Source organism: Paenibacillus sp. S33 (genome assembly GCF_053615415.1).
On record NZ_JBSIEZ010000001.1, the window covers coordinates 2,415,404 to 2,438,034 of the forward strand.

General features: G+C 46.7%; 21 protein-coding genes. 14 read left to right on the forward strand and 7 right to left on the reverse strand.

Annotated features, from left to right (window positions below):
* Nucleotides 1-16 precede the first annotated feature (16 nt).
* The gene (locus tag ACWGXJ_RS11405; RefSeq protein ID WP_452566759.1) at nt 17-886 is read right to left on the reverse strand and encodes an aminoglycoside 6-adenylyltransferase; all 870 of its coding nucleotides are present in this window, start codon (nt 884-886) and stop codon (nt 17-19) included.
* A gap of 315 nt (nt 887-1,201) precedes the next feature.
* Here ACWGXJ_RS11405 and ACWGXJ_RS11410 point away from each other — a divergent pair, with 315 nt between their 5' ends.
* The 6 genes from ACWGXJ_RS11410 (at nt 1,202) to ACWGXJ_RS11435 (ending at nt 6,495) form a co-directional block, all read left to right on the forward strand.
* The gene (locus tag ACWGXJ_RS11410; RefSeq protein WP_452566760.1) at nt 1,202-1,495 is read left to right on the forward strand and encodes a hypothetical protein; all 294 of its coding nucleotides are present in this window, start codon (nt 1,202-1,204) and stop codon (nt 1,493-1,495) included.
* A gap of 87 nt (nt 1,496-1,582) precedes the next feature.
* Complete coding sequence (locus ACWGXJ_RS11415) at nt 1,583-2,278, forward strand: response regulator transcription factor (RefSeq protein WP_235308251.1); 696 nt, start codon at nt 1,583-1,585, stop codon at nt 2,276-2,278.
* Between the two features lies 1 nt (nt 2,279).
* A complete protein-coding gene (locus tag ACWGXJ_RS11420) occupies nt 2,280-3,335 on the forward strand; it encodes a HAMP domain-containing sensor histidine kinase (RefSeq protein ID WP_430152521.1) in 1,056 nt (351 codons plus the stop codon).
* Nucleotides 3,336-3,556: 221 nt separating this feature from the next.
* A complete protein-coding gene (locus tag ACWGXJ_RS11425; protein ID WP_452566761.1) occupies nt 3,557-4,738 on the forward strand; it encodes an alpha/beta hydrolase in 1,182 nt (393 codons plus the stop codon).
* A gap of 90 nt (nt 4,739-4,828) precedes the next feature.
* Nucleotides 4,829-5,779: an ABC transporter ATP-binding protein gene (locus tag ACWGXJ_RS11430; RefSeq protein ID WP_452566762.1), complete on the forward strand. Its 951-nt coding sequence runs from the start codon at nt 4,829-4,831 to the stop codon at nt 5,777-5,779.
* Nucleotides 5,779-6,495, forward strand: coding sequence for an ABC transporter permease (locus ACWGXJ_RS11435; protein ID WP_452566763.1), 717 nt, complete (start codon nt 5,779-5,781; stop codon nt 6,493-6,495). Before ACWGXJ_RS11430 ends, ACWGXJ_RS11435 begins: the two co-directional genes overlap by 1 nt.
* A gap of 223 nt (nt 6,496-6,718) precedes the next feature.
* Here ACWGXJ_RS11435 and ACWGXJ_RS11440 read toward each other — a convergent pair whose 3' ends face one another.
* The 3 genes from ACWGXJ_RS11440 to ACWGXJ_RS11450 all read right to left on the reverse strand — a co-directional run bounded on the left by ACWGXJ_RS11440 (nt 6,719) and on the right by ACWGXJ_RS11450 (nt 8,748).
* Nucleotides 6,719-7,093 (reverse strand): hypothetical protein, encoded by a 375-nt coding sequence (locus tag ACWGXJ_RS11440; RefSeq protein ID WP_452567957.1) that lies wholly within the window; start codon nt 7,091-7,093, stop codon nt 6,719-6,721.
* Nucleotides 7,094-7,358: 265 nt separating this feature from the next.
* Nucleotides 7,359-8,240 (reverse strand): Hsp33 family molecular chaperone HslO, encoded by an 882-nt coding sequence (gene hslO / locus ACWGXJ_RS11445; RefSeq protein ID WP_039275256.1) that lies wholly within the window; start codon nt 8,238-8,240, stop codon nt 7,359-7,361.
* Nucleotides 8,241-8,271: 31 nt separating this feature from the next.
* On the reverse strand, nt 8,272-8,748 hold the full coding sequence (locus ACWGXJ_RS11450) for an RrF2 family transcriptional regulator (RefSeq protein WP_250268202.1): 477 nt from the start codon (nt 8,746-8,748) through the stop codon (nt 8,272-8,274).
* A gap of 243 nt (nt 8,749-8,991) precedes the next feature.
* Between ACWGXJ_RS11450 and ACWGXJ_RS11455 the strand changes: the two genes are divergently transcribed.
* The 8 genes from ACWGXJ_RS11455 to ACWGXJ_RS11490 all read left to right on the forward strand — a co-directional run bounded on the left by ACWGXJ_RS11455 (nt 8,992) and on the right by ACWGXJ_RS11490 (nt 19,321).
* Nucleotides 8,992-10,005 (forward strand): LLM class flavin-dependent oxidoreductase, encoded by a 1,014-nt coding sequence (locus tag ACWGXJ_RS11455; protein ID WP_061831380.1) that lies wholly within the window; start codon nt 8,992-8,994, stop codon nt 10,003-10,005.
* Between the two features lie 265 nt (nt 10,006-10,270).
* Nucleotides 10,271-12,340 (forward strand): bifunctional aldolase/short-chain dehydrogenase, encoded by a 2,070-nt coding sequence (locus ACWGXJ_RS11460; protein ID WP_452566764.1) that lies wholly within the window; start codon nt 10,271-10,273, stop codon nt 12,338-12,340.
* A gap of 247 nt (nt 12,341-12,587) precedes the next feature.
* Nucleotides 12,588-13,808 carry an L-rhamnose isomerase gene (rhaI, locus tag ACWGXJ_RS11465; RefSeq protein WP_069291829.1) on the forward strand — a complete coding sequence of 407 codons (1,221 nt, stop codon included), beginning with the start codon at nt 12,588-12,590 and terminating at the stop codon, nt 13,806-13,808.
* Nucleotides 13,805-15,280 (forward strand): rhamnulokinase, encoded by a 1,476-nt coding sequence (gene rhaB, locus ACWGXJ_RS11470; RefSeq protein WP_254351299.1) that lies wholly within the window; start codon nt 13,805-13,807, stop codon nt 15,278-15,280. Before rhaI ends, rhaB begins: the two co-directional genes overlap by 4 nt.
* Before the next feature lie 20 nt (nt 15,281-15,300).
* The gene (locus tag ACWGXJ_RS11475; RefSeq protein ID WP_250261483.1) at nt 15,301-16,059 is read left to right on the forward strand and encodes a DeoR/GlpR family DNA-binding transcription regulator; all 759 of its coding nucleotides are present in this window, start codon (nt 15,301-15,303) and stop codon (nt 16,057-16,059) included.
* 268 nt (nt 16,060-16,327) lie between these two features.
* A complete protein-coding gene (locus tag ACWGXJ_RS11480; protein WP_250261482.1) occupies nt 16,328-17,056 on the forward strand; it encodes a (Fe-S)-binding protein in 729 nt (242 codons plus the stop codon).
* Entirely contained in the window at nt 17,053-18,582 is a 1,530-nt protein-coding gene (locus tag ACWGXJ_RS11485) for a LutB/LldF family L-lactate oxidation iron-sulfur protein (RefSeq protein WP_452566765.1), read from the forward strand. Before ACWGXJ_RS11480 ends, ACWGXJ_RS11485 begins: the two co-directional genes overlap by 4 nt.
* The gene (locus ACWGXJ_RS11490) at nt 18,566-19,321 is read left to right on the forward strand and encodes a LutC/YkgG family protein (RefSeq protein WP_452566766.1); all 756 of its coding nucleotides are present in this window, start codon (nt 18,566-18,568) and stop codon (nt 19,319-19,321) included. The genes ACWGXJ_RS11485 and ACWGXJ_RS11490 overlap by 17 nt, the downstream gene beginning before the upstream one ends.
* A gap of 12 nt (nt 19,322-19,333) precedes the next feature.
* Here the strand turns inward: ACWGXJ_RS11490 and ACWGXJ_RS11495 are convergent, their stop codons facing one another.
* The 3 genes from ACWGXJ_RS11495 to ACWGXJ_RS11505 all read right to left on the reverse strand — a co-directional run bounded on the left by ACWGXJ_RS11495 (nt 19,334) and on the right by ACWGXJ_RS11505 (nt 22,458).
* The gene (locus tag ACWGXJ_RS11495) at nt 19,334-20,440 is read right to left on the reverse strand and encodes a sensor histidine kinase (RefSeq protein WP_452566767.1); all 1,107 of its coding nucleotides are present in this window, start codon (nt 20,438-20,440) and stop codon (nt 19,334-19,336) included.
* A gap of 15 nt (nt 20,441-20,455) precedes the next feature.
* Nucleotides 20,456-21,157, reverse strand: coding sequence for a response regulator transcription factor (locus tag ACWGXJ_RS11500; RefSeq protein ID WP_452566768.1), 702 nt, complete (start codon nt 21,155-21,157; stop codon nt 20,456-20,458).
* Between the two features lie 110 nt (nt 21,158-21,267).
* The gene (locus ACWGXJ_RS11505; protein WP_452566769.1) at nt 21,268-22,458 is read right to left on the reverse strand and encodes an acyltransferase; all 1,191 of its coding nucleotides are present in this window, start codon (nt 22,456-22,458) and stop codon (nt 21,268-21,270) included.
* Nucleotides 22,459-22,631 lie beyond the last annotated feature (173 nt).

A 22,631-nucleotide genomic window follows, 5' to 3' on the forward strand; every position in this document is an offset into this window, starting at 1 on the left:
CCGACTGGTTTTTTTATCAATAAATGTCCTTAGCATCTGCTGGGAGAGCTTTTACGTGATGGAGATAGTTCGTAACACGTTGATCGTCCAGGGTCGGATATTCGTAACCATAATAGTTCGCTACTTCCAAGGCAACTTTTCTAAATAAATTTCCCATGATCAAAAGAGACTGCCACATATGTTCATAATCTGCATCCGCAAATGTTTGGATGTAGAGCGTCCAAAGTCCAGGCTCAAGGTGGTTCTCGAAATATTTTCCCTGTTTACCCGGATCTGCCGCGAAGTCTGTTCGTATACCAATATGCCATTCCAGCATCAAGTGGAGCGCATCTCTAACAGGCCGATCCAGCATAAATTTAGCATAGGGCAGCTCCTGTCGCCATAACCCTTTAGCCACATAAGTACTGACCCACCAGAACTCATTACAGGAATCTGCATAGGTTTGGGTGGTTGGAGGGACTGTCTTATAATCTTGAAGATTTGGCGGTGGAAAAGGCTTTACCAGTCCGTCTTTATCCAAGAGCAGTACACTTAAGCTGTCTCGGGGCCAATTGGCGATGTTAGCCACAGGGCAGAGGGTAAGATCTATGCGATTGCCATCCGTAAATAACATAAGAAAAGCAAAGCGATCATGGGACGTCACAGTAGGCTCCACATGCTCATCGGGCGTCTGCATAATGATCAATTCTCCAAAGTGGTGAATCCAGCCACGTTCCTGAATAAAGCTGTCCATGGAAGATACGAGAAAGACGATGTCATAATCCTGAAAAATATCTCGTAGAGCATGTGGATTAGCGCGTGAACCGTTCATAATCACAGCACGTACCCGTTCGTCCTCTTGAGCAAATTGGAGAATGGTATGCAGCATCTCTTGTTCACTTCTCACTATAGTCGTCTCCACAAACGGTATCGAAAGGAAAAAAACGTAGACAAGACAGCAGTAGAAATAAGGGCCACCAGTTCAAGGATCATCAAGAAAAACGACCTCCTGTAAGTTTTTTTATCTGGGAAAAGTATCCTATCCTTACAATAGCCTATCCATGGAAGCCATTCAACTGTGCTGCCGAGGCCTTCTTCATTACCCAAAGTACACTTGACCGAATTGTATGTTTTATCCATAATGAAGCGAGGCATCAAGTACAGACCATCGAAACTCTCATAGGCTTATGGGAGGAAAATCAGACAGATGTGTGCTCATCACATGATTCAAGGAATGGAACTCGCGGAATCTTATTTTTATAAGGCATTCGGTCTTTTTAATACAATGAAGCATCACATATCGATTCAAGGTGTCATTAGCGGCACCATACCGGGTAGAATTTTTTTATCTAATAATGGGGATAACGCTGTATTGAGCAACCCCCAAGGCATTTTTCTGGGAGGAAGTCCGGACAATAAAGCCTTTTTAAAAGAAATCAACATGTTGCTTCAAGAAATCCTATTACCTCAACTGGCATCCAAAGGAGAAATATCCGGAACTGGAGAGGCGCTTTGAGCGCGACTTTTTTTGTCAATTCGAGTCCATGCGGCTCTGGTGTGTTATATAAATGCAGTCCATTTAAAGAGGTTGGGAGGTATAAAGATGCCAAAAACGATATTAGTTGTAGACGACGATGAAGAAATCGTAAAACTCATCACAAAGAGTTTAAGGTACGAGCAATTTGCAATAATTTCGGCATGTTCCGGGAAAGAAGCCTTATCTGCATTGGAAGAAAATCACATTGATTTCATCGTTCTTGATATAGTGATGCCTGATATGGATGGACTTGATGTCTGCAGAAGTATCCGAAATTCTTATAATGTCCCAATTCTGTTTTTAAGTGCGCGTGATAAGGACATTGATAAAATCGTCGGGCTCGAAATAGGAGCAGACGATTACATGACCAAACCTTTCAGTATTCAGGAGCTTGTCTCCAGGATAAAGGCTCACTTCAGAAAAGTGGACAGGCTTTTTAAAGAGTGGGGTGAACTTAGTCCCAGTAACGAAAAGGCGGATGCTCCGCTCATTTTGAACGATAAGACGTTTGAAGCATTTCTGAATAGCAGGAAGCTCGACTTATCAACGAAGGAATTTCAGATTCTGTCTATCCTCATGCGCCACCCCAATCATGTATTGACTCGTGAGCAGATATATGAAAACGTCTGGGGAGACGAATACGGAGAAATAAATACCGTAACGGTTCATATAAAAAATATCCGTAAGAAACTTGGTTCTGAATATGACTTTATTAAAACAATATGGGGCATAGGATATAAATACACGGAAAGAGAGCAATAGTATGAAACTGAAAATAAAGCTTCCTCTTTTGTTCCTGCTGATGTTTATAATATTCATGTTTTCGATTGGAATGTATCTGAAGCTTGTCTTTGCAGTATATTCCCCTATACGCAGTTCATTGCTGGACTCGCGATATATAGCATTGCTCCTGCCCATATTTGCAATTGCCTGTTTCATATTTATTATTCTGATTATCTATATTCATTTTTGCATAGAGAAACCCATTCAGCTTCTGAATACCAGGCTTGAAGAAGTAAATATTGTACATCCACTGCCTCCGCTAGCTCTGAGAAGTAATGATGAGATCGGAGAACTTTATAAGCACTTCAATAAGATGGAGCATCGGCTTCAACTCGCGCACAAAGAGCAGATCGATATGATCGCGGCAATTGCCCACGACTTGAAAACACCCTTGACATCTATTAATGGTTTTACTGAACTGCTGGCTACACACAAGGATTTACCAGAAACTGAAAAGCAGGAATATTATGATTTGATTCAAAGGAAGTCAGGATATATGGTCGAACTCATCAATGATTTCTCCAGTTTCACCAAAGAAAAACTGGAGTTGGAATCTATGGTAGCTAAACCTGTAAAAGCTTCAAAATTATTTGAAAACATTGCCCTTGAATATGAGTATGAGTTGGCGGGACTTGACAACGAGCTTACTTGCCGCCATTCATTCACGGAAAATATATTGCTGATGGTCAATGAACCGATGATACGTCGGGTTTTCGGCAACCTCTTTAGCAATGCTGTAAGATATGGAGGGAAAAATAAACTGAAAGTGTATATGACCGCATACCCGCTAGGACAGTATGCCTTTTTTCAAATCGAAGATAATGGAATTGGAGTGCCGGATAAGGATATATCTTCTCTGTTCCTCAAATTTTTCACTGTGGATAAATCGCGGCAAATCCAAAAGGGCGGGCTGGGCCTGGGTCTTGCAAGCTGTAAATCCATTATTGAACATCATAGGGGCGAAATTTGCGCCTACCCTTCCGAATATGGCGGTTTGGGGATAAGATTCAGCCTTCCCTTGGCCGCACAACACTGATTTTATTTTTGCACATTTTCTTTTACTACAGGAGTTAAAGGCTGCTGCCGGGTGTGAACACCCAGGCAGCAGCCTTTTTTGTTTTTTCAGCGGTTTATAGTTTTTTATATTCTCTTTATAAACATTTATTTTTCTTTTAAAGAAGCTTTATCTTTGTGTTGTAAAAATTACTTGTAGTAAAAAAACTACAATCACTAGAACTGGAAAAGGAGGATGTTGCAATGTCAATTGAGTTCAGCCGTTGGCCCAATAACTACATGATGTCATACCAAGTCACCAAAGCTTTGGGTATGGCAAGCCTCGGTGCTACGGACGTCACTGAGATCTACGAGGCCTGCAAAAAAATCGACCCCGATGACAAGGACACGTGGCACAGGGAATGGCTCATAACGGCTCAGGCATTGGAAAGACACGGCAAGGAGGCCGAAACGGCTGGAAACTGGTATACAGCACGAAACTGCTACATTCGTGCCTGCAATTACTACAGAATTGCGGAATATGCGGTGATGGATGATGACACCGAGAAAATCCGTATATTTAAGAAAGTAAATGAACTCTTCGAAGCTGCCGGAAAGTACTTCGATGTCCAACCGGAGAAGATCCAAGTCGATTACGAAGATGTCAAGTTGGATGGTTACTTCTTCTCCCCTTCCTGGATAAAAGGTCCGAAGCCGACCCTTTTTGCTCTCAACGGTGGCGACGAGTGGTCAATTGAAAACTATTTCTGGCTAGGTCCCGCTTTTATTTCGTGTGGATATAACTTTCTGGTCTATGACCAGCCTGGCACCGGCCTCTCGCTGTACGAAAAGGGAAAAGGAAGACGAGCGGACAGTGAGGCTTTCCATTCCCAAGCAATCGACTTTCTTCTAACGCGGCCGGAAGTCGATCCCGATAAGATTATCGTGCACGGGGAGAGTTTTGCGGCTTACGACTCGCTGCGATTCGCTTCGTTCGATCACAGGATTGCTGCCGTCATCTCCGACGGCGGTACGCACGCCTTCGACTGGGATGCCATGCTTAAATGGATGCCGCCGAGTCTGGCCGCACATGGCATGAGAATTCTGGGGGCAAAAAGCTTGGAGGATTTTGCGGGGAATCCGCGTTTTGCCTATGATCTTGAGGGCGTGCTCCACCAGATAGAATGTCCGCTTCTTGTAATGCACGGAGCGGAAGAGATATTGGTTCAGCCAAATCCACTGACACAAGCCTTGAAGAATTACGAGCAAGCGGGTTCGAAAAACAAGACGTTCTTCCCGATAGAGGATAGACGACTTGGCGGATTAGAACACTGTCAGGTAGACAACATCAACGTGCTGCATGAGGTAGTGCTGAATTGGCTCTGCTCAATTGGGCTTGGGCCAGCCTCGCCTCGCTTAAGCGATTGCCAGGACATCATAAAGTAGATATATTGAAAAATTTCTGATTGAGCTTGTTCAGGAGTGTCGTACTTAGAATCCTGAATAAGCTCTCTGTTTATGGAGGAGTTGAAGGCTATGAGTATTTTATCAAAGGAAAAAAATGGCGGAACGCCCGCCATACAAATTGAGGGAGTGCACAAAAAATTTGGCGACTATATCGCATTGAACAATCTTTCGCTGGAGGTAAGCCGAGGAGAGATATTTGGATTTTTGGGACTGAATGGCGCTGGAAAGACAACGACCATAAAGATGCTCTTGGCGATGCTCAAGCCAACCTCCGGCAAGCTCTATATGTTAGGTGAAAAGGTCGATGCCGGAAACTATAAATTATGGGACAAGGTTGGATATTTGGAGGAGGCTACTTTTTATCCCGATTTAACTGTAGTTGAAAATCTTGACATAGCACGACGCATGCAAGGGGTGCCTGACAAAGATTCCGTAAATCGGGTTATCTATAAGTTGGGGCTTGAGCTGCACAAACAGAAGAAGGCAAAGAACCTTTCTTTAGGAAACAAACAGCGCCTGGGACTTGCGAAAGCAATGATTCACAATCCGGAAATTCTAATATTGGATGAGCCGATAAATGGCCTCGATCCCGCAGGCGTGGCGGAGATACGGAATATGTTATATAACCTAGCGAAAAATTTCGGCGTAACTGTTTTTATATCCAGCCATCTGTTAGAGGAACTCTCGAAAGTTTCCACACGCATTGGGATTATTCACAATGGCCATCTTGTTAAAGAAGTCGCAATGGATAAGCTGGAGCAATCGTTACAGAAAAACTTAGTGGTGAATGGCCGCGACAAACATGCCTTAAAGGAGGTGCTTAAAGAGCATGGATATGAATTTGAGGAGATAATAGACGGCTATATTAAACTAACCGATGACCACGTAGCGGATAGTCCTGAACGACTGGCCGAACTGCTGGTTAAATCCAATCAACCGCCAACATTGCTTCGAGTGATTACGGAGGATTTGGAAGGATATTTTCTCCGCACAATTGGTATGACAAGGGGGAATATATAATGAATATTTTTTCTGTCTTACATTGTGAGATTCGCAAGATTCTCCGCGCCAATGTGTTTTGGTTGGTATTTCTTATTTTTGCATTTGGGCCAATCATGATGGGAGTCGGAATTATTTTATCCAGTGACGCCGGCGGCATCAATTGGAAAATGTATTTAACCGAATTGCTTGATAGTCTTGCCCCGCTGGGACTTATCGGGTACACCTTTATCGCGGCATGGGTATTTGGACGAGAGTTTTCGGATATAACAATTAAAGATTTGCTTGCAAAGCCCGTTTCCAGATCGAAAATTGTACTGTCCAAATTTCTTGTAATTTTAGCATGGAGCCTATTACTTTCCATGTATATGTTTGCCATAGGTTTTGCCGTGGGGGGTATTCTAGGAGTTGCGGGCGGGTTAGCTTCTTTTATTTGGAATATCTTCTTTAAATTCATTATAACATCGCTATTGTTTATTATTGTTACCACACCAGGCACTCTTCTGGCCAATGTGAGCAAGGGATACTTGGCACCATTAGGACTCATCCTGATAATCGTCATTCTCTCAAATGTTTTGGCCTCTTTTGGATTCGCCCCCTATTTTCCGTGGACCATCCCGTCGGTATTACAAAGCACCGGGTTTTTAAAGTTGAGTAGTATAATCATTCTTGCGTCTACGGGAATAGCCGGAATAGTCGGAACATTTGCCTGGTGGAGATTTGCCGAGCAGCAATAAACGCGCTACATGCACTGAGTTGTAGATATATCAATTATGAAAAGGAACAACAATCTCTCCGCTGCTCGCACGTTCATGCTTGACGATAAACTAAGCGCTGGATTGGAGAGTGTACCACAACCGAAGCAGTTCAAAACGCGCGTTTCAAGGGTTGAAACATACACACAGCCCATTCTGGAGGGCAAAGGGTTGAACGATTAGAACGGACAAATGGATCGGATAGTCAAGAAATACGAAAGGCGAGGAACATCTGCCGAAGAGCAGGTGTTTTTTTGCTTAGAATTACAGAGGGAGCAGCAACCCTTAAATTATGAGGGGGGATATGATGTGTTCTTATGCTGAACCTGTTTCCGGTGTTCACCGGCATCGGGCTGATCATTCCGATAATGCCGAAATTCATTAATGAATTGGGGATTGCCGGAAGATGTGTAATGCTCCCATTGAGCCAGTCGACTTCAACGGTAAGTTGACCGACCAGCTTTTCTAGGCGCTCCTGTTTGCTTTCGTATTCCTTTCTCATCTTGTCCGCTTCACTCGTCCCTTTCTCGAACACCATAGACGCCCGGCTCAGAAACTCGGCTTTCCACCAGCTAATCATCACGGACTCATTTCATATTTGGCGGCAATCTCGTTCACGGTCTGCTCTTCCTGCAAGACCTCCAGCACAATCTTCGTCTTAAAATTTCCTGCGTATCTTTTTCGAGCATAGCGCACCTCATTTCAAGTGATTGGAATAATATAACATTATCACTTACATCATGAACAAGTCTACCGTGTTTAGGATTAAGTAATCATCGGAAGCATTGGGAAAGAAAAAAGCTGTTCCCCAGTAGCTAAACCTACTTTTTGGGAACAGCCCATATTTAAATGATGTTTGTTTCCAGCATGCCTTCGAGATCTTCTTTGGTAAGATGGTAGTGTGCGTTACAAAAGTGGCAATGAGCTTCAGCCTGTCCATCGGTATGGATCATATCTTCTATTTCCTTATTCCCTAAGCTGATAATGGCATTGGTAACGCGCTCTTCTGAGCAGGGACAATGAAATTGTACAGGCATGGTTTCGAGTATGTTCAGGTTGCTTTCTCCCAAAATCTGACCCAGAATCTGCTCTGGCGTAAGACCTTCCATGACCATTGCGGAGATGCTTGGAATGCTCTCAATGCGTCTCTCGATAAAACTGATAACCTCCTCCTGCGTATCTGGCATCAGCTGAATAATAAAACCTCCAGCCGCCTGAATAGAGTTATCCGGGTTAACAATAACTCCCGCTCCTACAGAAGAAGGAATTTGTTCGGATTGGACGAGATAAGATGTGAAATCCTCCCCCAGTTCACCCGAAATGAGAGGGACTTGTCCAACAAATGGGTGTTTTAAGCCGATATCTTTAGATACAATTAGCGCTCCATCTGTTCCTACAGCTCTGGCGACATCTAATTTCCCTATCTGATTAAGCTCAAAATGGGTTTGTGGATTTTTTACATAACCTCTAACTTCACCTTTGGAGTTGGTATCGACAAGAATAGTGCCGATAGGTCCGCCGCCATTAATCCTGATCGTCAGTTTATCCTCATCTTTAAGCATTGCTCCCAGCATGACGCCGACCGTCATAGAACGTCCCAATGCAGCCGATGCTGTGGGCCAGGTATAATGACGCCGTTGAGCTTCGCTTACCGTTTCCGTTGTTCTCACGGCATAAGCCCGTACCTGGTTATTGTAGGCAAGAGCTTTTACTAAATAATCGTTCATGTTCATATTCCTTTCTGTTCATTAGAGTTCTTTACAAGACCATTTTTTCCTGAATCCAGTTCTCCAAAGAAGTCATTTTGTCATCATATCCTTCTTTAAAAAAGTCAGCGGATAGTGACGCGATGGTTTCTCTTTTCAGAACGGCTTTCCAGGAGGCTTCCGCTTCTTCCATCAAATTTGCCAGTAAACAACACTGATCGTCTTTCTTTAATTCAAGCATATCGTTGTAGATACCGCTGGAAGAATAGAGAGTCTGTTGTCCTTCAATCGCCAGATAAATATCAAATACCCGTATATCCTCAGGTTTTTTCTTTAATTTGAACCCGCCCTTGACACCAGGTACAGAAGTAATCAAATCGGAGCTAACCAATTTACGTAACAGTTTATGAAAATAAGTAGGCGAAGCACCTAACTGCTGGCTAATGGCCTCACCAGGTAAAACAGCTTTGTCCGGCAGCATCGTGAGTAGAAGAAGAGCGTAGACAGATTGTTCGACACCTGTTTTCATATGCACTAGCAATCACCTCGATCTTTATAACCAGGCTAATGTGGATAATGATTATCCATATAAATGCATGATAGACGAGCTTCTCGTAAAAGTAAACTGTTTTTGAACAAAACTAAAAATTTAAATCATTTGCAATTTATAACGGGACACATTATCATAATTGACGTATCAATTGATAGGTCAAAGAATTAAGGCATTGAGGAAAATTCGTAAAATAATATTTTAACAGGGGGTTTATATATAATGACTACGCGTAACGTTGCACTATCTATATTAGATCTTGCACCTGTCCTTGAAGGCGGCACTCCTGCCGATTCCTTCCGCGACACGGTGGATCTTGCCCAGCATGCTGAACAATGGGGGTACCATCGGTACTGGCTAACGGAGCATCATAACATGCAGGCGGTTGCCAGTGCGGCTACGTCCGTGATCATCGGGCATGTGGCTGCACATACAAACAAGATTCGGGTGGGTTCAGGCGGTATTATGCTGGCTAACCATGCTCCACTCATGATTGCAGAGCAGTTTGGAACCCTAGAGTCGCTCTATCCGGGACGAATTGATCTGGGACTTGGCCGGGCTCCAGGCACGGATCAACCTGCGATGAGAGCACTGCGGAGAGGGCTTCACAGTACTGGGGAAGATTTCCCCGAGCAATTGAATGAGCTGCGTTCTTACCTGAATCCAGCGCTGAACGGAGCCGTTCCGGGAGTAAGAGCGATTCCTGGAGAAGGGCTGGACATTCCCATCTGGTTACTGGGATCAAGCGGATTCAGCGCACAGCTGGCAGGTCAGCTTGGGCTGCCGTTCGCGTTCGCCAGCCACTTTGCCCCGGCTCATTTGCTACAAGCTCTGGAGTTGTATCATCGCAATTTTCGGCCATCCAAAGCACTGGATAAGCCATATGTGATGGTCGGTGTTAATGTGCTTGTTGCAGATTCTGATGAGGAAGCAAAATGGCTCTTCACTTCACAAGAACAGCAGTTTCTAAATGTGCTGCGCGGGCACAGCGGAGGACTGAAGCCACCAGTGGATGACATGGAAAAGCTTTGGAGTGAGCACGAGAAGGAGATGGTTCGTGGTAATATGCTGGGGTATTCAGCCATCGGCAGTCCCGACACCGTCAAGCAAAAGATGGATTTGATAATCGACCAGACGAGAGCCAATGAGTTGATTACAACCTCTCAGGTATATGACCATCAGGCGCGCTTGCGCTCGTACGAGCTGCTAGCCAAAGTGATGCGTATAGTTGGGTAATTAGATGAGTTAAACGAATGAGGCCGTGCCAGAAAGGTTCTTATAACCGATTCTGACACGGCCTTTATTTTGTGCGTGGCAATGATCGTTTAGCAAATGAATATATCCATTTTTTTAGATGGATAAAAATTAAAATTTATTTTTGATTATTTTTGTATTACTCATTTTCAAATTAAAACAAAAGTGTTATAGTCTCCATAAACAAAGAATAACCACTGTAATAAAGCCTTTCAAAACTAAAACTAAACTTGGAGGTCTTTTTCCTATGGTACAAAGTCTGTGGATTTCTTCACAAGCATCTGAGCAGAAAAGCACGCTGGAACAGCTCGTATACCGTTCTAACCTGATTGGCACAGATAGGAGTGTGTGCAACTGGGGAGGCGGCAACACTTCGGCCAAAACGATGATACAAGATTTTCGTGGGCGTGAAGTAGAAGTGATGTACGTTAAGGGCAGCGGTTCCGATCTCGCAACAATGAAAGCGCATAACTTCACAGGGCTTCGTATGGAGGATATACGTCCTTTGTTTGAGAGGGAGGATATGTCTGACGAGGATATGGTCGCATATTTGGCGAATTGTATGATAGATGCCAAGCATCCAAGGGCTTCAATTGAGACGCTACTGCATGCTTTTCTGCCTTTTACACATGTCGATCATACACACCCAGACGCGATTATTAGCTTGTGTTGTGCGCACAACGGTAAGGAACTGGCTAAGGAAATCTTCGGTGACCGTTTTGTATGGGTGCCTTATATCCGTCCTGGCTTTAAGCTGTCGAAAATGATTGCCCAAGGTGTAATCGATCATCCACAAGCTGAATTGGTATTGATGGAAAAGCATGGTCTGGTTACGTGGGGAGACACATCCGAAGCGGCTTATGCGAAAACAATCGAAATCATTCAAGAAGCAGAAAGCTATATTAAAGCTCGTCAAGAGGAAAAGCAGGCGTTTGGAGGCGTAAAATATAAAGCGCTTACTTCTAAAGAGCGCCGAAGCATTGCGTCCCAAGTTATGCCATCCGTCCGGGGTGCAGTCAGTGATGAGAAAAAGATGATCCTCACCTTTGATGACGCGGAGGATGTGTTGGAGTTTGTGAACGGCCGAGATTCTGCTGTTTTATCCCAGGTTGGGGCAGCCTGCCCGGATCATCTGGTTCATACCAAGATGAAGCCACTCTATGTAGATTGGACACCGAATGTGGAAGACGTAGAGGGCTTGAAAGTTAAGCTCGCTGAGGATATAGCGGTCTATAAGGAACAGTACCAAACTTATTTCGAGCGCAATCGGCATGAGGGAGATGTTATGTTTGAGGCTGCGCCACGCGTAATTTTGATTCCGGGTATTGGTATGATCAACACAGGAAAAAGCTGGAGCAACGCGCAAGTAAGCGGCGCCTTGTATCATCGTGCTATTGCTGTCATGCGAGGAGCAACGGCGTTAGGAGAGTTTGTTTCACTCAGCGAGAACGAGTCATATAACGTGGAATATTGGCCGCTGGAGCTTTATAAGCTGTCACTCGCACCAGCAGAAGCTGAATTTTCCCGTAAAATTGCGTTCATTACAGGCGGTGCAGGCGGGATTGGCAGTGCAACCGTACGTCGCTTGGTGGATGAAGGTGCACATGTCGTACTGGCAGATCTGAATCTGGAAGGCGCGCAAAAGGTAGCTGCAGAGATAAATAGCAGCTACGGAGAAAACCGTGCCATCGCCGTAAAAATGGATGTGACGCAGGAGAAGCAGATTCAGGCTGCCTATGCAGAAACGGCATTGACCTATGGCGGTGTAGATATCATTGTCAACAATGCAGGCCTTGCTACATCCAGTCCGTTCGATGAAACATCGTTAAAGGAATGGAATTTAAATGTGAATGTGCTGGGAACGGGTTATTTTCTGGTTGCACGAGAAGCGTTCAAGCTCATGAAGGAGCAGACACTTGGCGGTAGCATGGTGTTCGTCGGTTCCAAAAACTCGGTCTACGCAGGTAAAAATGTAACGGCCTATAGCTCGGTCAAGGCGCTGGAAGCACATTTAGCCCGTTGTATTGCCGCAGAAGGCGGTGAATATGGCATCCGTGTGAACACCATTTTGCCGGATGCCATTCTGCAAGGCTCGGCAATTTGGAACTCCAATTGGCGCAACGAGCGCGCTGCCGCCTACGGCATCGAGCCCGACCAACTGGAGGAGCATTACCGCAAACGGACGACGCTGTTGGTCAACATTTATCCGCAGGATATCGCTGAGGGCATTGCCTTTTTCGCCTCATCCAAGGCAGAGAAAACGACAGGCTGTATGCTGACCATCGACGGTGGCGTCCCCGCAGCCTTTACACGCTAGCCGAATTAAAATGAACCTATGTAAGCCACATGACGATAGTTTCGAAGGGTTGTAAAACACTTTGGAAAACACGTAAATAAGCAATGTAACGTATTTACGTGTTCTCATCCTTTATATACACACTAACACTTTAAAAATAGAAATGACTTTATGGGTGGTCAGCAGCGGAGCGATCGGAAGAACAATCCGCACGCGAAGCGGCCTCCCCCCCCCCGTAACTCAATTTATTTTCCAAGGAGGAACCACGATGAGTGACAAAGCGTACGCCTTATTCGAGGAGCAACAGCAACAACGGGGCATTGACCTGGAGCAAGTAAAGGCAAAGCTGAAAGCGCTTAGCATAGAAACACCATCCTGGGGATATGGCGACTCAGGTACACGGTTTAAAGTCTTTCAGAAAACAGGCGTCCCGCGTGATCCGTTCGAAAAGTTGGAGGATGCCGCGCAGGTTCATGCTGTGACAGGCTTATGTCCATCCGTTGCGATCCACATTCCGTGGGATACAGTGGACAATTACGGCAAGCTTCGCGGTCATGCCGAAAGCCTCGGTTTGCAGATTGGGGCCGTGAATCCCAATTTGTTTCAAGATGAGGACTACATGCTCGGCAGTGTCACCAATGTAGACCCGGCCATCCGCCGTAAGGCCATCAACCATTTGCTGGAATGCGTGGATATTGCGAAGGAAACGGGCTCTAACGATTTTAGCTTATGGTTCGCAGACGGAACGAATTATCCCGGTCAGGGGGATATTCGCAAACGGAAAAATTGGATGCTGGAAGCGCTCAGTGAAATGTATAAGGCGCTCACACCTGACATGCGCATGCTGATTGAATACAAGGCGTTCGAGCCAGCCTTTTATCATACGGATATTGCCGATTGGGGCATGGCGTACAATTACGCAACCAAGCTGGGGCCGCAGGCACAGGTGCTGGTGGATACAGGGCATCATCTGCCGGGAGCCAACGTGGAGCATATTGTCGCGTTTCTAATTGATGAGCAGCGACTAGGTGGGTTCCATTTTAATAGCTATAAATATGCAGATGATGATCTGATTGTAGGTTCTACCAATCCGTATGAGTTATTTTTGATCTTTTATCAAATTTTAAATGCCGCTCAGGATGTAGAAGCTGATATCCGCCAAACCGTGGACAAAATCGCATACTTGATTGATCAGTCGCACAATATTGAATCCAAAATCCCGGCCATGATTCGCTCCGTGTTGAATGTACAGACTCAATATGCAAAGGCACTCTTGATTAATCATGCAGAGGTGGAAGATGCAGCAAACCGCCAGGATGTGCTGGGTGCAGAGGATGCTGTACGCCAGGCGTTTGAGTTTGATGTGGCACCATTGCTCAGAGCGATCCGTGAAGAGCAGGGATTACCTACAGACCCGATGAAAGCCTACTTGGCATCTAATTATGGCACGCAGATTTTACAAAGAGGCAAGGGTGGTGCAAGCTGGTGAGTATCCTCGCTTATGATTTGGGGGCAAGCAGTGGCAGGGTTCTACTCGGAGAATTGACAGATTCACGTATCGTGGTGGAGGAAATCCATCGCTTTTCGAATGATCCGGTCAAAGTTGGGGAACGTCTGCACTGGGATCTGTTGCGTCTGTATCACGAGGTTCAGCAAGGTTTGCTCAAAGCCAGACATATGGGAGTGAATCCGTCCAGTCTTGCGATTGACTCTTGGGCGGTCGATTTTGGATTGATTGGGGAAACCGGAGAACTGCTAGGCAACCCTTATCATTATCGGGATTGGCACACCCAGGGGGTGATGGAAGAAATACAGGGACGGCTAGGGAAAGAGTCCATTTTTCAGCGTACAGGCATTCAATTTTTGACGTTTAACACGATTTATCAGCTGGCTGCTATGCGAAATGCCAGTTCACCGTTGCTGGAGCAGGCAAAGCATTTCTTGATGATTCCAGATCTGCTGCGGTATTTTCTGACAGGTGAAATGTACAATGAGTTTTCGAATGCGACCAGCACGCAATTATATAATCCGTTGCAGCAAAAATGGGATGAAGAGCTTTTGTCTGGAATCGATATCCCCCGTTCCTGGTTTGGTGAGGTCCTAGAACCAGGAAATGTTGTAGGAACGATCCGCTCGTCGGTCATGACCGATCTGGGCATTGGAGCGATTCCTGTGATTGCAGTAGCAGAGCACGATACAGGATCTGCTGTGGCTGCCGTACCTGCGCTGGAGCGCTCGTTTGCGTACTTAAGCTGCGGAACATGGTCCCTGATGGGAACGGAAACGGCACAGCCTGTAATCAATGACGATACGCTTCGTTTTAATTTTACGAACGAAGGTGGGGTTGGTCGAACTTACAGGCTGCTTAAAAACATTATGGGCTTGTGGATTTTACAGGAGGCGCGCAGAGAGTGGAAGCGGCAGGGCTACTCCTATTCCTTCCCCGAACTGGTTCATATGGCAGAACAGGCTCCAGCATTCACTTCTTTGATTGATCCGGACGATGAACTGTTCCTGCACGCCGGGGATATGAAAACACGTATCCGTCAATATTGCCGCAACACTGGGCAGCCGTTGCCGGAGACGCCGGGAGAGATTACGCGCTGTATTTTGGAGAGTCTGGCGTTAAAGTATCGTTACATTTTGGAGCTTACGGAACGGGTGTCAGGACAACGGTTTAATGGTTTGCATATGGTCGGAGGAGGGATTCAAAATCGCTTGCTGTGCCAATGGACGGCCAATTCAATTCAAAAACCCGTGTGGGCTGGACCCGCAGAAGCGAGCGCAATCGGCAATCTTGCGGTACAATGGATGACACAGGGAAAGTTCGCCGATATATGGGAAGCACGCCGGGTCATCGCAGATTCTATTTCCGTGGAGGAATATGAACCTGCCGAGTCAGAAGCGTGGGAGGATGCCTACGGGCAATTCCGGCGAGTGGCGGGACTTTTTGTACATTAAAGATGTGGAGTGAGATTGCCATGCTGGTCGCAGAAAGATATGAGATGATTGTGCAGCTCGTTAATGAAAAAGGAAGCATACGGGTGTCCGAATTGAGTGAGTTGTGCAAAGTAACGGAGGAAACGATCCGCCGTGATCTGGACCGCCTGGAGCAGGCGGGACGACTGCGCCGTTCGCATGGGGGAGCGGTCAGTGTCAAAAACGAGCAACCTGAAACGCCCTATGCGGTACGGGAAATTATGAACGCAGAGGAAAAGCGTAGGATTGCCGAAGAAGCGGTCAAGCAGATTCAGCCGAATGATCGTATTTTGCTGGATGCTAGCACAACCGCCTGGTATATGGCGTCAAGCTTACCGGATATTCCTTTGACAATATTAACAAATTCGATTCGGGTAGCTACAGAGCTGGCAGGTAAGGAAAAAATCGAGGTCATTTCGACGGGGGGGCAGTTGCTTCAACGCTCGTTGTCATATGTAGGCCCGCTCGCAGAGCGTTCACTAGAAACCTATTATGTGGATAAATTGTTTTTCTCCAGCCAAGGGGTTCATCTGGATCGCGGTATTAGCGAATCGAATGAACTGCAAGCTCGTTTGAAGCAGAAAATGGTCAGCATTGCAGACCGTGTGATTTTACTGGCGGATGCGAGCAAATTTGGGCAGCAGGCGTTTACGCATGTCGTGAACCTGTCGCAAGTGTCCGAGATCATTACAGATTCACGGTTGTCGGACCCGATTCGCAGTCAACTTGCGGAGCTGGTGATTCCAGTTACGGTTGTATAAAGCGGGGAGTTTCCAAGGTGAAGGCCGCTTTGCGTTTCATTTAATCTTACGATCGCTGTTGCAGGAGGATTCTTTGATGATGTAAAAAAGGTATAATTGAGAATCCCACTGCAAGCTTCTAAATTATCACTTCCCCGGATTTTTAGCAGTGAGTAAAAAATCTGGGGGCAACAGTGATGGGAAGCAACATCCGACTGCGCAGTGGCACTAAAGGTAACTTTTCAGTTATAAAGTAATAGCAATTCCATGGACGGAAGGGGTGTTCCGTATGAAGGTATCTTTATTTATTACCTGTCTGAGTGATGCGATTTATCCCAAGGTGGGGGAAGCGATGGCACGCTTGCTTGCCAGATATGGTGTTCAGCTGGATTTTCCGAAGGTGCAGACATGCTGCGGACAGCCGTCCTATAACAGCGGCTATTGGGATGAAACGAGGGCTGCGGCCAAAACGATTTTGAAAGCGTTTAACGACAGCGATTTTGTCGTATCTCCTTCCGGCTCTTGCACATATATGATTCATCATTACCCGGAGTTGTTTAAGGATGAACCCGAATGGCTCGATTCGGCACGGAGGCTGGAGCAAAAGACGTATGAGTTTACGCAATTTATGGTGCAGGTGCTTGGCGTGACCGATGTGGGCGCGTCTTTTCCGCATACGGTAACCTACCATCCGTCTTGCCATGGCACACGTTTGCTCGGCGTAAAGGAGGAACCGATGAAGCTGCTTGGCAGTGTAAAGGGGCTGCAATTAGTACCACTTCCCTTTGCTGAGGACTGCTGTGGCTTTGGCGGGACTTTCGCGGTAAAAATGCCGGATATTTCGGGAGCGATGGTGACTGAAAAAGTGGACCACATCAGGGAGACCGAAGCCGAGGTACTGGTCGGACTAGATATGGCCTGCTTGATGAACATTGCCGGAAATCTCCGGTATCGGGAGGAGCCAGTTCGGGTCATGCATCTGGCTGAGCTGCTGTACGAAGGGGTGAAGCACGCATGACCGCCGTACACTCACATTCCATGAACCAAAAGGTTAAGAAACGCGCAGAGCTGGCTCTCAATGATGATTTTCTGCGGAATGCAGTTCGTTTCACTACAGAGCGGCTGCGCAACGGTAAGCGGGTGGCCTCAGAGCAGCACGGAAATTGGGAGGAATGGCGTGAGCGCGGGCGCCAAATTCGTCTTCATACCATTGCCCATCTGGACTATTACTTAAATCTATTTGTAGAAAATGCCCGCGCCAACGGGGTGCATATCCATTTTGCCGACACAGCAGCCGATGCCGTACGTATTACACTGGATATTGCTGCGCATAGCCAAGCTCGTTCCGTCGTCAAATCCAAGTCGATGGTGTCGGAGGAGTTACATTTGAATCAGGCGCTGGAGGGGGCGGATATCGAGACGATTGAAAGTGACCTCGGTGAATATATTATTCAACTGGCAGGAGAGCCCCCGTCTCATATCGTCATTCCGGCGATTCACAAAAACCGCTATCAGATTGCCGAGCTGCTGTCCAAAGAAGCAGGGGAGAAACTGTCCGCGGATACGACGATTTTGGCGGGCTTTGTCCGCAAAAAGCTACGTGAGAAGTTTCTAGAAGCAGATATTGGCATGACCGGGTGTAACTTTGCCATCGCCGAGACAGGCTCCATGGTTCTGTTCGAAAATGAAGGCAACGCACGAATGGTATCCACTTTGCCCAAAACGCAAATTACGCTGATGGGCATGGAACGGATTATTCCATCTTGGACGGATTTGGAGGTCATGGCTACATTACTGCCACGATCCGCTACCGGACAGAAGCTGACCATGTACATGTCTGGAATTTCAGGCCCCCGGCGTAGCCAAGATGCTGATGGACCGGAGGAAATGCACATCATCATCGTAGATAACGGACGCTCACTACAGCTAGGCAATCCCGAATTTCAAGAGTTGTTGAATTGCATTCGCTGTGGTGCTTGCCTGAATGCCTGTCCGGTGTACCGACACATTGGCGGGCACGCCTATGGCGGGACATATAGTGGCCCTATCGGTGCAGTGCTTACGCCTGCCCTTCATGGCAACATCGAAGAGTGGAACGATATTGCGAGTGCGTCCAGTCTGTGTGGTGCGTGTTATGAAGCCTGTCCGGTCAAAATACCGCTGCATGATATGCTGGTATATTTGCGTAGACGTAAGGTGGAGGCGGGACAAGGAGATAAGCTGGAAACGGCAGGAATGAAAGGTTTTGCGACAGTGGTTTCCAGCTCGAAGCGATTCGCAGCGGCGATTCGGCTAGGGCAGATTGCACAGAAAGCGGTCGTCCGTAAGGGCGAAATTACCCTTAAGCTGGGCCCGCTAAAGGGATGGAATACGTACCGCGTAGCTCCCTCTCTGGCGAAAAAATCCTTTCGTCAGCAATGGAACACGCTGGAGCATAAACTGGAGCAGGAACGCAACGTGATGCAGCCGGATGTTCTCAGCCGAATGGAGAAGATTTTGGCAGATAGAAGTAAAGGAGGGACGCAGCATGAGGGAACAGAGTAATCCTTCTGCGCAAGCAAAAGCGGCCCATGAAGCGTGGCTTCATCAAATGGAAGCAGAATCGCGTGCCAAGCAAGTACGCTTTATGGACGGCATCGCGACGCGGCTCAAGCGTCCACGACAGACGGAGCCGCCAGTTCAGCCGTTTCGCGGGGCACCTGCATTTTGGCACGAATTCGAATGGAGCGCGGAGCAGCGCATCGAGGAGTTCACCGCCAACTTTACAAGTGTTGGCGGGCATGTCGTGCGTCTGCCGGATTTGGAGCAGACCGCAGACTGGATCGCGCTCAAAGCGCGAGAGCTGGGAGCGGCCTATATCGTCCGGCAGAATGAGCCGGACCTGGATGCGCTCCGGCTGGAATCGGCGCTGCCGGAAGTCCGTTTATCGGTGTGGAACACCGATCCAGCCGAGGACTGGAAGGCCCGCGCTGCCGAGGCGGATATTGGCATCGTCATCGCCGACGAAGCGGCTGCTTACACCGGTTCGGTAGCGGTGCTATCCTCGCCGGAGAAAGGCCGTGCGGTCAGCCTTTTGCCAACCGCACTGATTATTCTTCTGCCCGTAGAGCGCTTGCGAACACGACTGGGCGAGATTCTAAGTTGCTTTGACGAAATCGGGCGTGAGCAACTGCCCGCAGGCATTCATTTTATTACTGGACCGAGCCGCTCGTCGGATATTGAAAATGATTTGACGATTGGCGTGCATGGACCCGGCATCGTCTATACGTTGTTAGTGGGCTAGCGTGTAGACCGCCTAACGAGCATGATAGAGGGGAAAACGGGTTTCAAAATCTGTTTGTCTGCGATTACTCCTAACCGAAATGCAGCCATCGTGCAGCTCAGTAATACTTTTTGTAATCGCAAGGCCCAGTCCGGTGCCTCCGGTTTCCTTGGAACGTGATTTATCCACCCGGTAAAACCGCTCAAACAAGTGCAGGACATCTTCCGCAGGAATTGGGGTGCCGTAGTTGGTGCAGATTACCACCGCCTCGTCGTCTTCGCGTCCTATGGTGATATCGAGGCGTTTGCCGTCTTTTCCGTATCGAATAGCGTTAGAAAACAAATTTTCATACAGGCGTACCAGCTCGTCAGTATCGGCTAGAATCCGAACAGGCTCGACGATTCGGACACGGTAGGACATGTCCGCCTGTTCCAGCGAGGGTACAAATTCCTCAGCAAGCTGAGTGAGCAATTTGCCGAGATCTACAGGCTCCAGCTCCAGTGGCAGACTGCCACCGCTCACACGCGTGTATTCAAACAGCTCGTCGATCAGCTTTTTAAGCGTCAATGACTTTTCATAAGCAATGTTCACATAATAGCGCAGCTCAATTTCATCCCGATAGCGGTCGGTTTCAATATATTCCAAAAAACCGATCACGGATGTTAGCGGGGTACGAAGATCATGAGATACGCCGGTGATCAGGTCGTTTTTGGCTTTGGCGGAAGCCCGTTCTTCTTCCAGTGAGAGACGGAGCTTGTCCGCCATGGTGTTCATATTTTTCGCCAAGGTACCCAGCTCGTCCGCTGAAGAAACAGGAATCGTATAGGCCAGATCTCCATCAGCAAACTCCTGCATCCCCGTCGTAATTTCGCGAAGGTAGCCAATCGTATTTTTGGTAAAAAGGAAAAAGAAATAGATATATGTAGGTAGCCCGCCCACCAGCATGATCAGTGGGGACCCAATGTGATTTACGGTCCAGCGAACCAGACGGGTGCCAAAAAATGAACGGGAAGGGTTCAGCCATAGCAGCAAAGATGCTCCATAATAAAACACCATCAAAATCAGTCCGGTTAGAGCGAAAGCGGCAAGGCTAAGGGCTGCCAGCTTCCATCCCAACGTGTCATATCGTTTTGCCTTCAAGACGTGAATCCTCCATTAATCGAATTTTTCCATTTTGTAGCCGATGCCCCACACTGTTTTCAGGTATTTGGGTTTTCTCGGATCAGTCTCAATTTTCTCGCGAATTTTACGCACATGAACCATCAGCGTGTTGTTGGATTCCAGATATTGCTCTTTCCACACTTTTTCATAGATCTGCTCCATGCTCAGTACTTGACCACGATTACGGGCCAACAGCTCGACAATGGCAAATTCGCGCGGGGTCAGCTTAATGGATTCTCCGGCGAGAGTGATCTCATGCGTAGCAGAATTAATGGTGAGTTCGTCCAGTATCATTTCATGCTCCAATGCAGGGGAAGAGTGGGTATATTTCCGTACTCTGCGCAGCTGAGATTTGATGCGTGCCACCAGCTCCAACGGGCTGAACGGCTTAGTGACATAATCATCGGCTCCAACGCTAAGTCCTGTGATTTTGTCCATATCTTGTCCCTTCGCAGACAACATAATAATCGGAAAATGCTCGGTTTCCCTGATCTTCATGCAAGCTTCAACCCCGTCCATATGGGGCATCATCACATCAAGCACCATCACATCTATCGATTCCCGACTGATTTGCTCCAGCGCTTCCAGTCCGTCCCGTGCCATGAGCAGTCGATATCCTTCATTTTCCAAATAAATTTGCATCAGCTTAATAATTTCAGGTTCATCGTCTACTAATAAAATGGTTCCGTTATGCATGGTTGCGCACCCTTTCTGTTCTTTCTAGCAGTAAACAATATGGGCGTATTATATACCTTTTTAAAGATGGAGGCTATGGACACTCATCTCAGTTCGCTTGCTTGGGGTCGTCAGCCTTTGGATAGGGCTGTTTCAGTTGAAGAAATGCGGTTTTCTTGCTTGAATTGTCTTTTTTCTATTCCCGGTAGTTGACCGAACAAGATCCAAGCAAATGGCAGGAAACGAGAGATGATCGACACGACGAGCCAAGAGCAAAGAAGTGCAAAGAGAAAACCTCCGGCATACCACACATGAATAAGCTGCGGAGAACCGATATGTGGTGAAAACTGCCGATACAGGAGCAGGAAGAACGGATGAACCAGATACACACCAAAGGACAGTGTGCCTAGACGTTCCAGTTTGCGAGTGACAAAGGAATGTTGCCGTCTGTACATTAAAAAGGAAATCTGTAGTATTACCAGCGTGCTAGACAGGCTGTACATATTATACATAAGTTCAAAAACTAGCGAATTGTACGAGATTCCGTACATTCTATTTTCGTACCACATATAGACATGCATGGTGGCTGAAATCAGCCATAAAGCCCAAATTACGATCCATGTCAGCACTCCGGCAACACTTCGTTTTCCCTTACGCATCAGAAACCACGTTTTCAGCTGTGGGTAGTAGTAACCGAGAGCAGCACCCAGCATGTAGCAGGCTATATAAGACAGTGCCCAACTGCCCTTATTTTGAACCTGAAATAGAAATTTATTTCCAATAACAAATGACCACTGTACCAATAGCCCAAGGACAATAGACCATTGTGGAAGTTGCCGACAACGCTGGAACAGCCACAGTACGAATGGAAATGCGAGATAGAATTGTATCATGATAAAAATATAATATAAATGAGTATAAGCTTTGCCTGTGGCCAGTTTCAGAGCAAAGCTCTTCGCAAGTGTGGCTATATTCCATGGTTCGGAGCTGCCAGCCATAAGGGACAGAATGAAATAAAACAGAGAGAACATGACATAAGGTAAGAGGATGTACAGCAATCTCTGCTTATAAAAGCGGCTTAAGAGCTGTCGTCCCATCGGACGATCCTTGTAGTTGTAGAACAGCACCATGCTGCTAAGCGCGATAAATACGGGGGTTCCATACTTCATCAACACATTGAGGGCATTGTATACAACATATAGGCTGGAATTTGTAAGCTGAACCGTTGCATAAGAAGTGGCATGTACCATCAAGACGGCTAAAATCGCCATGGCTCTGACCAACTGTAATTCGGGAATTTTTTCTTTGGTCTTAGTCTTCATAAGCTTCATTTCCTTTCAGGAGTGAACTATATCTTGTTGAACTCTTTCTATTAAAAGATAAAGTTCTTAACAACCTGAAAGGGAACGGCTTAAGAAACGCTTATGAACTTCTTAACTTTTGTTAAGAATTGAGGATTTTGCAAAAATCCCATAAGCGACTTCCAATGAACAAG

Bases quoted from the DNA above. Each gene is read 5' to 3' on its own strand.
- ACWGXJ_RS11455 (WP_061831380.1), top strand. From the start codon at position 8,992: ATGACTACGCGTAACGTTGCACTATCTATATTAGATCTTGCACCTGTC.
- hslO (WP_039275256.1), bottom strand. From the start codon at position 8,240: ATGAACGATTATTTAGTAAAAGCTCTTGCCTACAATAACCAGGTACGG.
- ACWGXJ_RS11505 (WP_452566769.1), bottom strand. From the start codon at position 22,458: ATGAAGACTAAGACCAAAGAAAAAATTCCCGAATTACAGTTGGTCAGA.
- ACWGXJ_RS11410 (WP_452566760.1), top strand. From the start codon at position 1,202: ATGATTCAAGGAATGGAACTCGCGGAATCTTATTTTTATAAGGCATTC.
- ACWGXJ_RS11415 (WP_235308251.1), top strand. From the start codon at position 1,583: ATGCCAAAAACGATATTAGTTGTAGACGACGATGAAGAAATCGTAAAA.
- ACWGXJ_RS11500 (WP_452566768.1), bottom strand. From the start codon at position 21,157: ATGCATAACGGAACCATTTTATTAGTAGACGATGAACCTGAAATTATT.
- ACWGXJ_RS11420 (WP_430152521.1), top strand. From the start codon at position 2,280: ATGAAACTGAAAATAAAGCTTCCTCTTTTGTTCCTGCTGATGTTTATA.
- rhaI (WP_069291829.1), top strand. From the start codon at position 12,588: ATGAGTGACAAAGCGTACGCCTTATTCGAGGAGCAACAGCAACAACGG.
- ACWGXJ_RS11475 (WP_250261483.1), top strand. From the start codon at position 15,301: ATGCTGGTCGCAGAAAGATATGAGATGATTGTGCAGCTCGTTAATGAA.
- ACWGXJ_RS11425 (WP_452566761.1), top strand. From the start codon at position 3,557: ATGTCAATTGAGTTCAGCCGTTGGCCCAATAACTACATGATGTCATAC.
- ACWGXJ_RS11435 (WP_452566763.1), top strand. From the start codon at position 5,779: ATGAATATTTTTTCTGTCTTACATTGTGAGATTCGCAAGATTCTCCGC.
- ACWGXJ_RS11450 (WP_250268202.1), bottom strand. From the start codon at position 8,748: ATGAAAACAGGTGTCGAACAATCTGTCTACGCTCTTCTTCTACTCACG.
- ACWGXJ_RS11480 (WP_250261482.1), top strand. From the start codon at position 16,328: ATGAAGGTATCTTTATTTATTACCTGTCTGAGTGATGCGATTTATCCC.
- ACWGXJ_RS11440 (WP_452567957.1), bottom strand. From the start codon at position 7,093: ATGATTAGCTGGTGGAAAGCCGAGTTTCTGAGCCGGGCGTCTATGGTG.
- ACWGXJ_RS11490 (WP_452566766.1), top strand. From the start codon at position 18,566: ATGAGGGAACAGAGTAATCCTTCTGCGCAAGCAAAAGCGGCCCATGAA.
- ACWGXJ_RS11485 (WP_452566765.1), top strand. From the start codon at position 17,053: ATGACCGCCGTACACTCACATTCCATGAACCAAAAGGTTAAGAAACGC.
- ACWGXJ_RS11430 (WP_452566762.1), top strand. From the start codon at position 4,829: ATGAGTATTTTATCAAAGGAAAAAAATGGCGGAACGCCCGCCATACAA.
- ACWGXJ_RS11460 (WP_452566764.1), top strand. From the start codon at position 10,271: ATGGTACAAAGTCTGTGGATTTCTTCACAAGCATCTGAGCAGAAAAGC.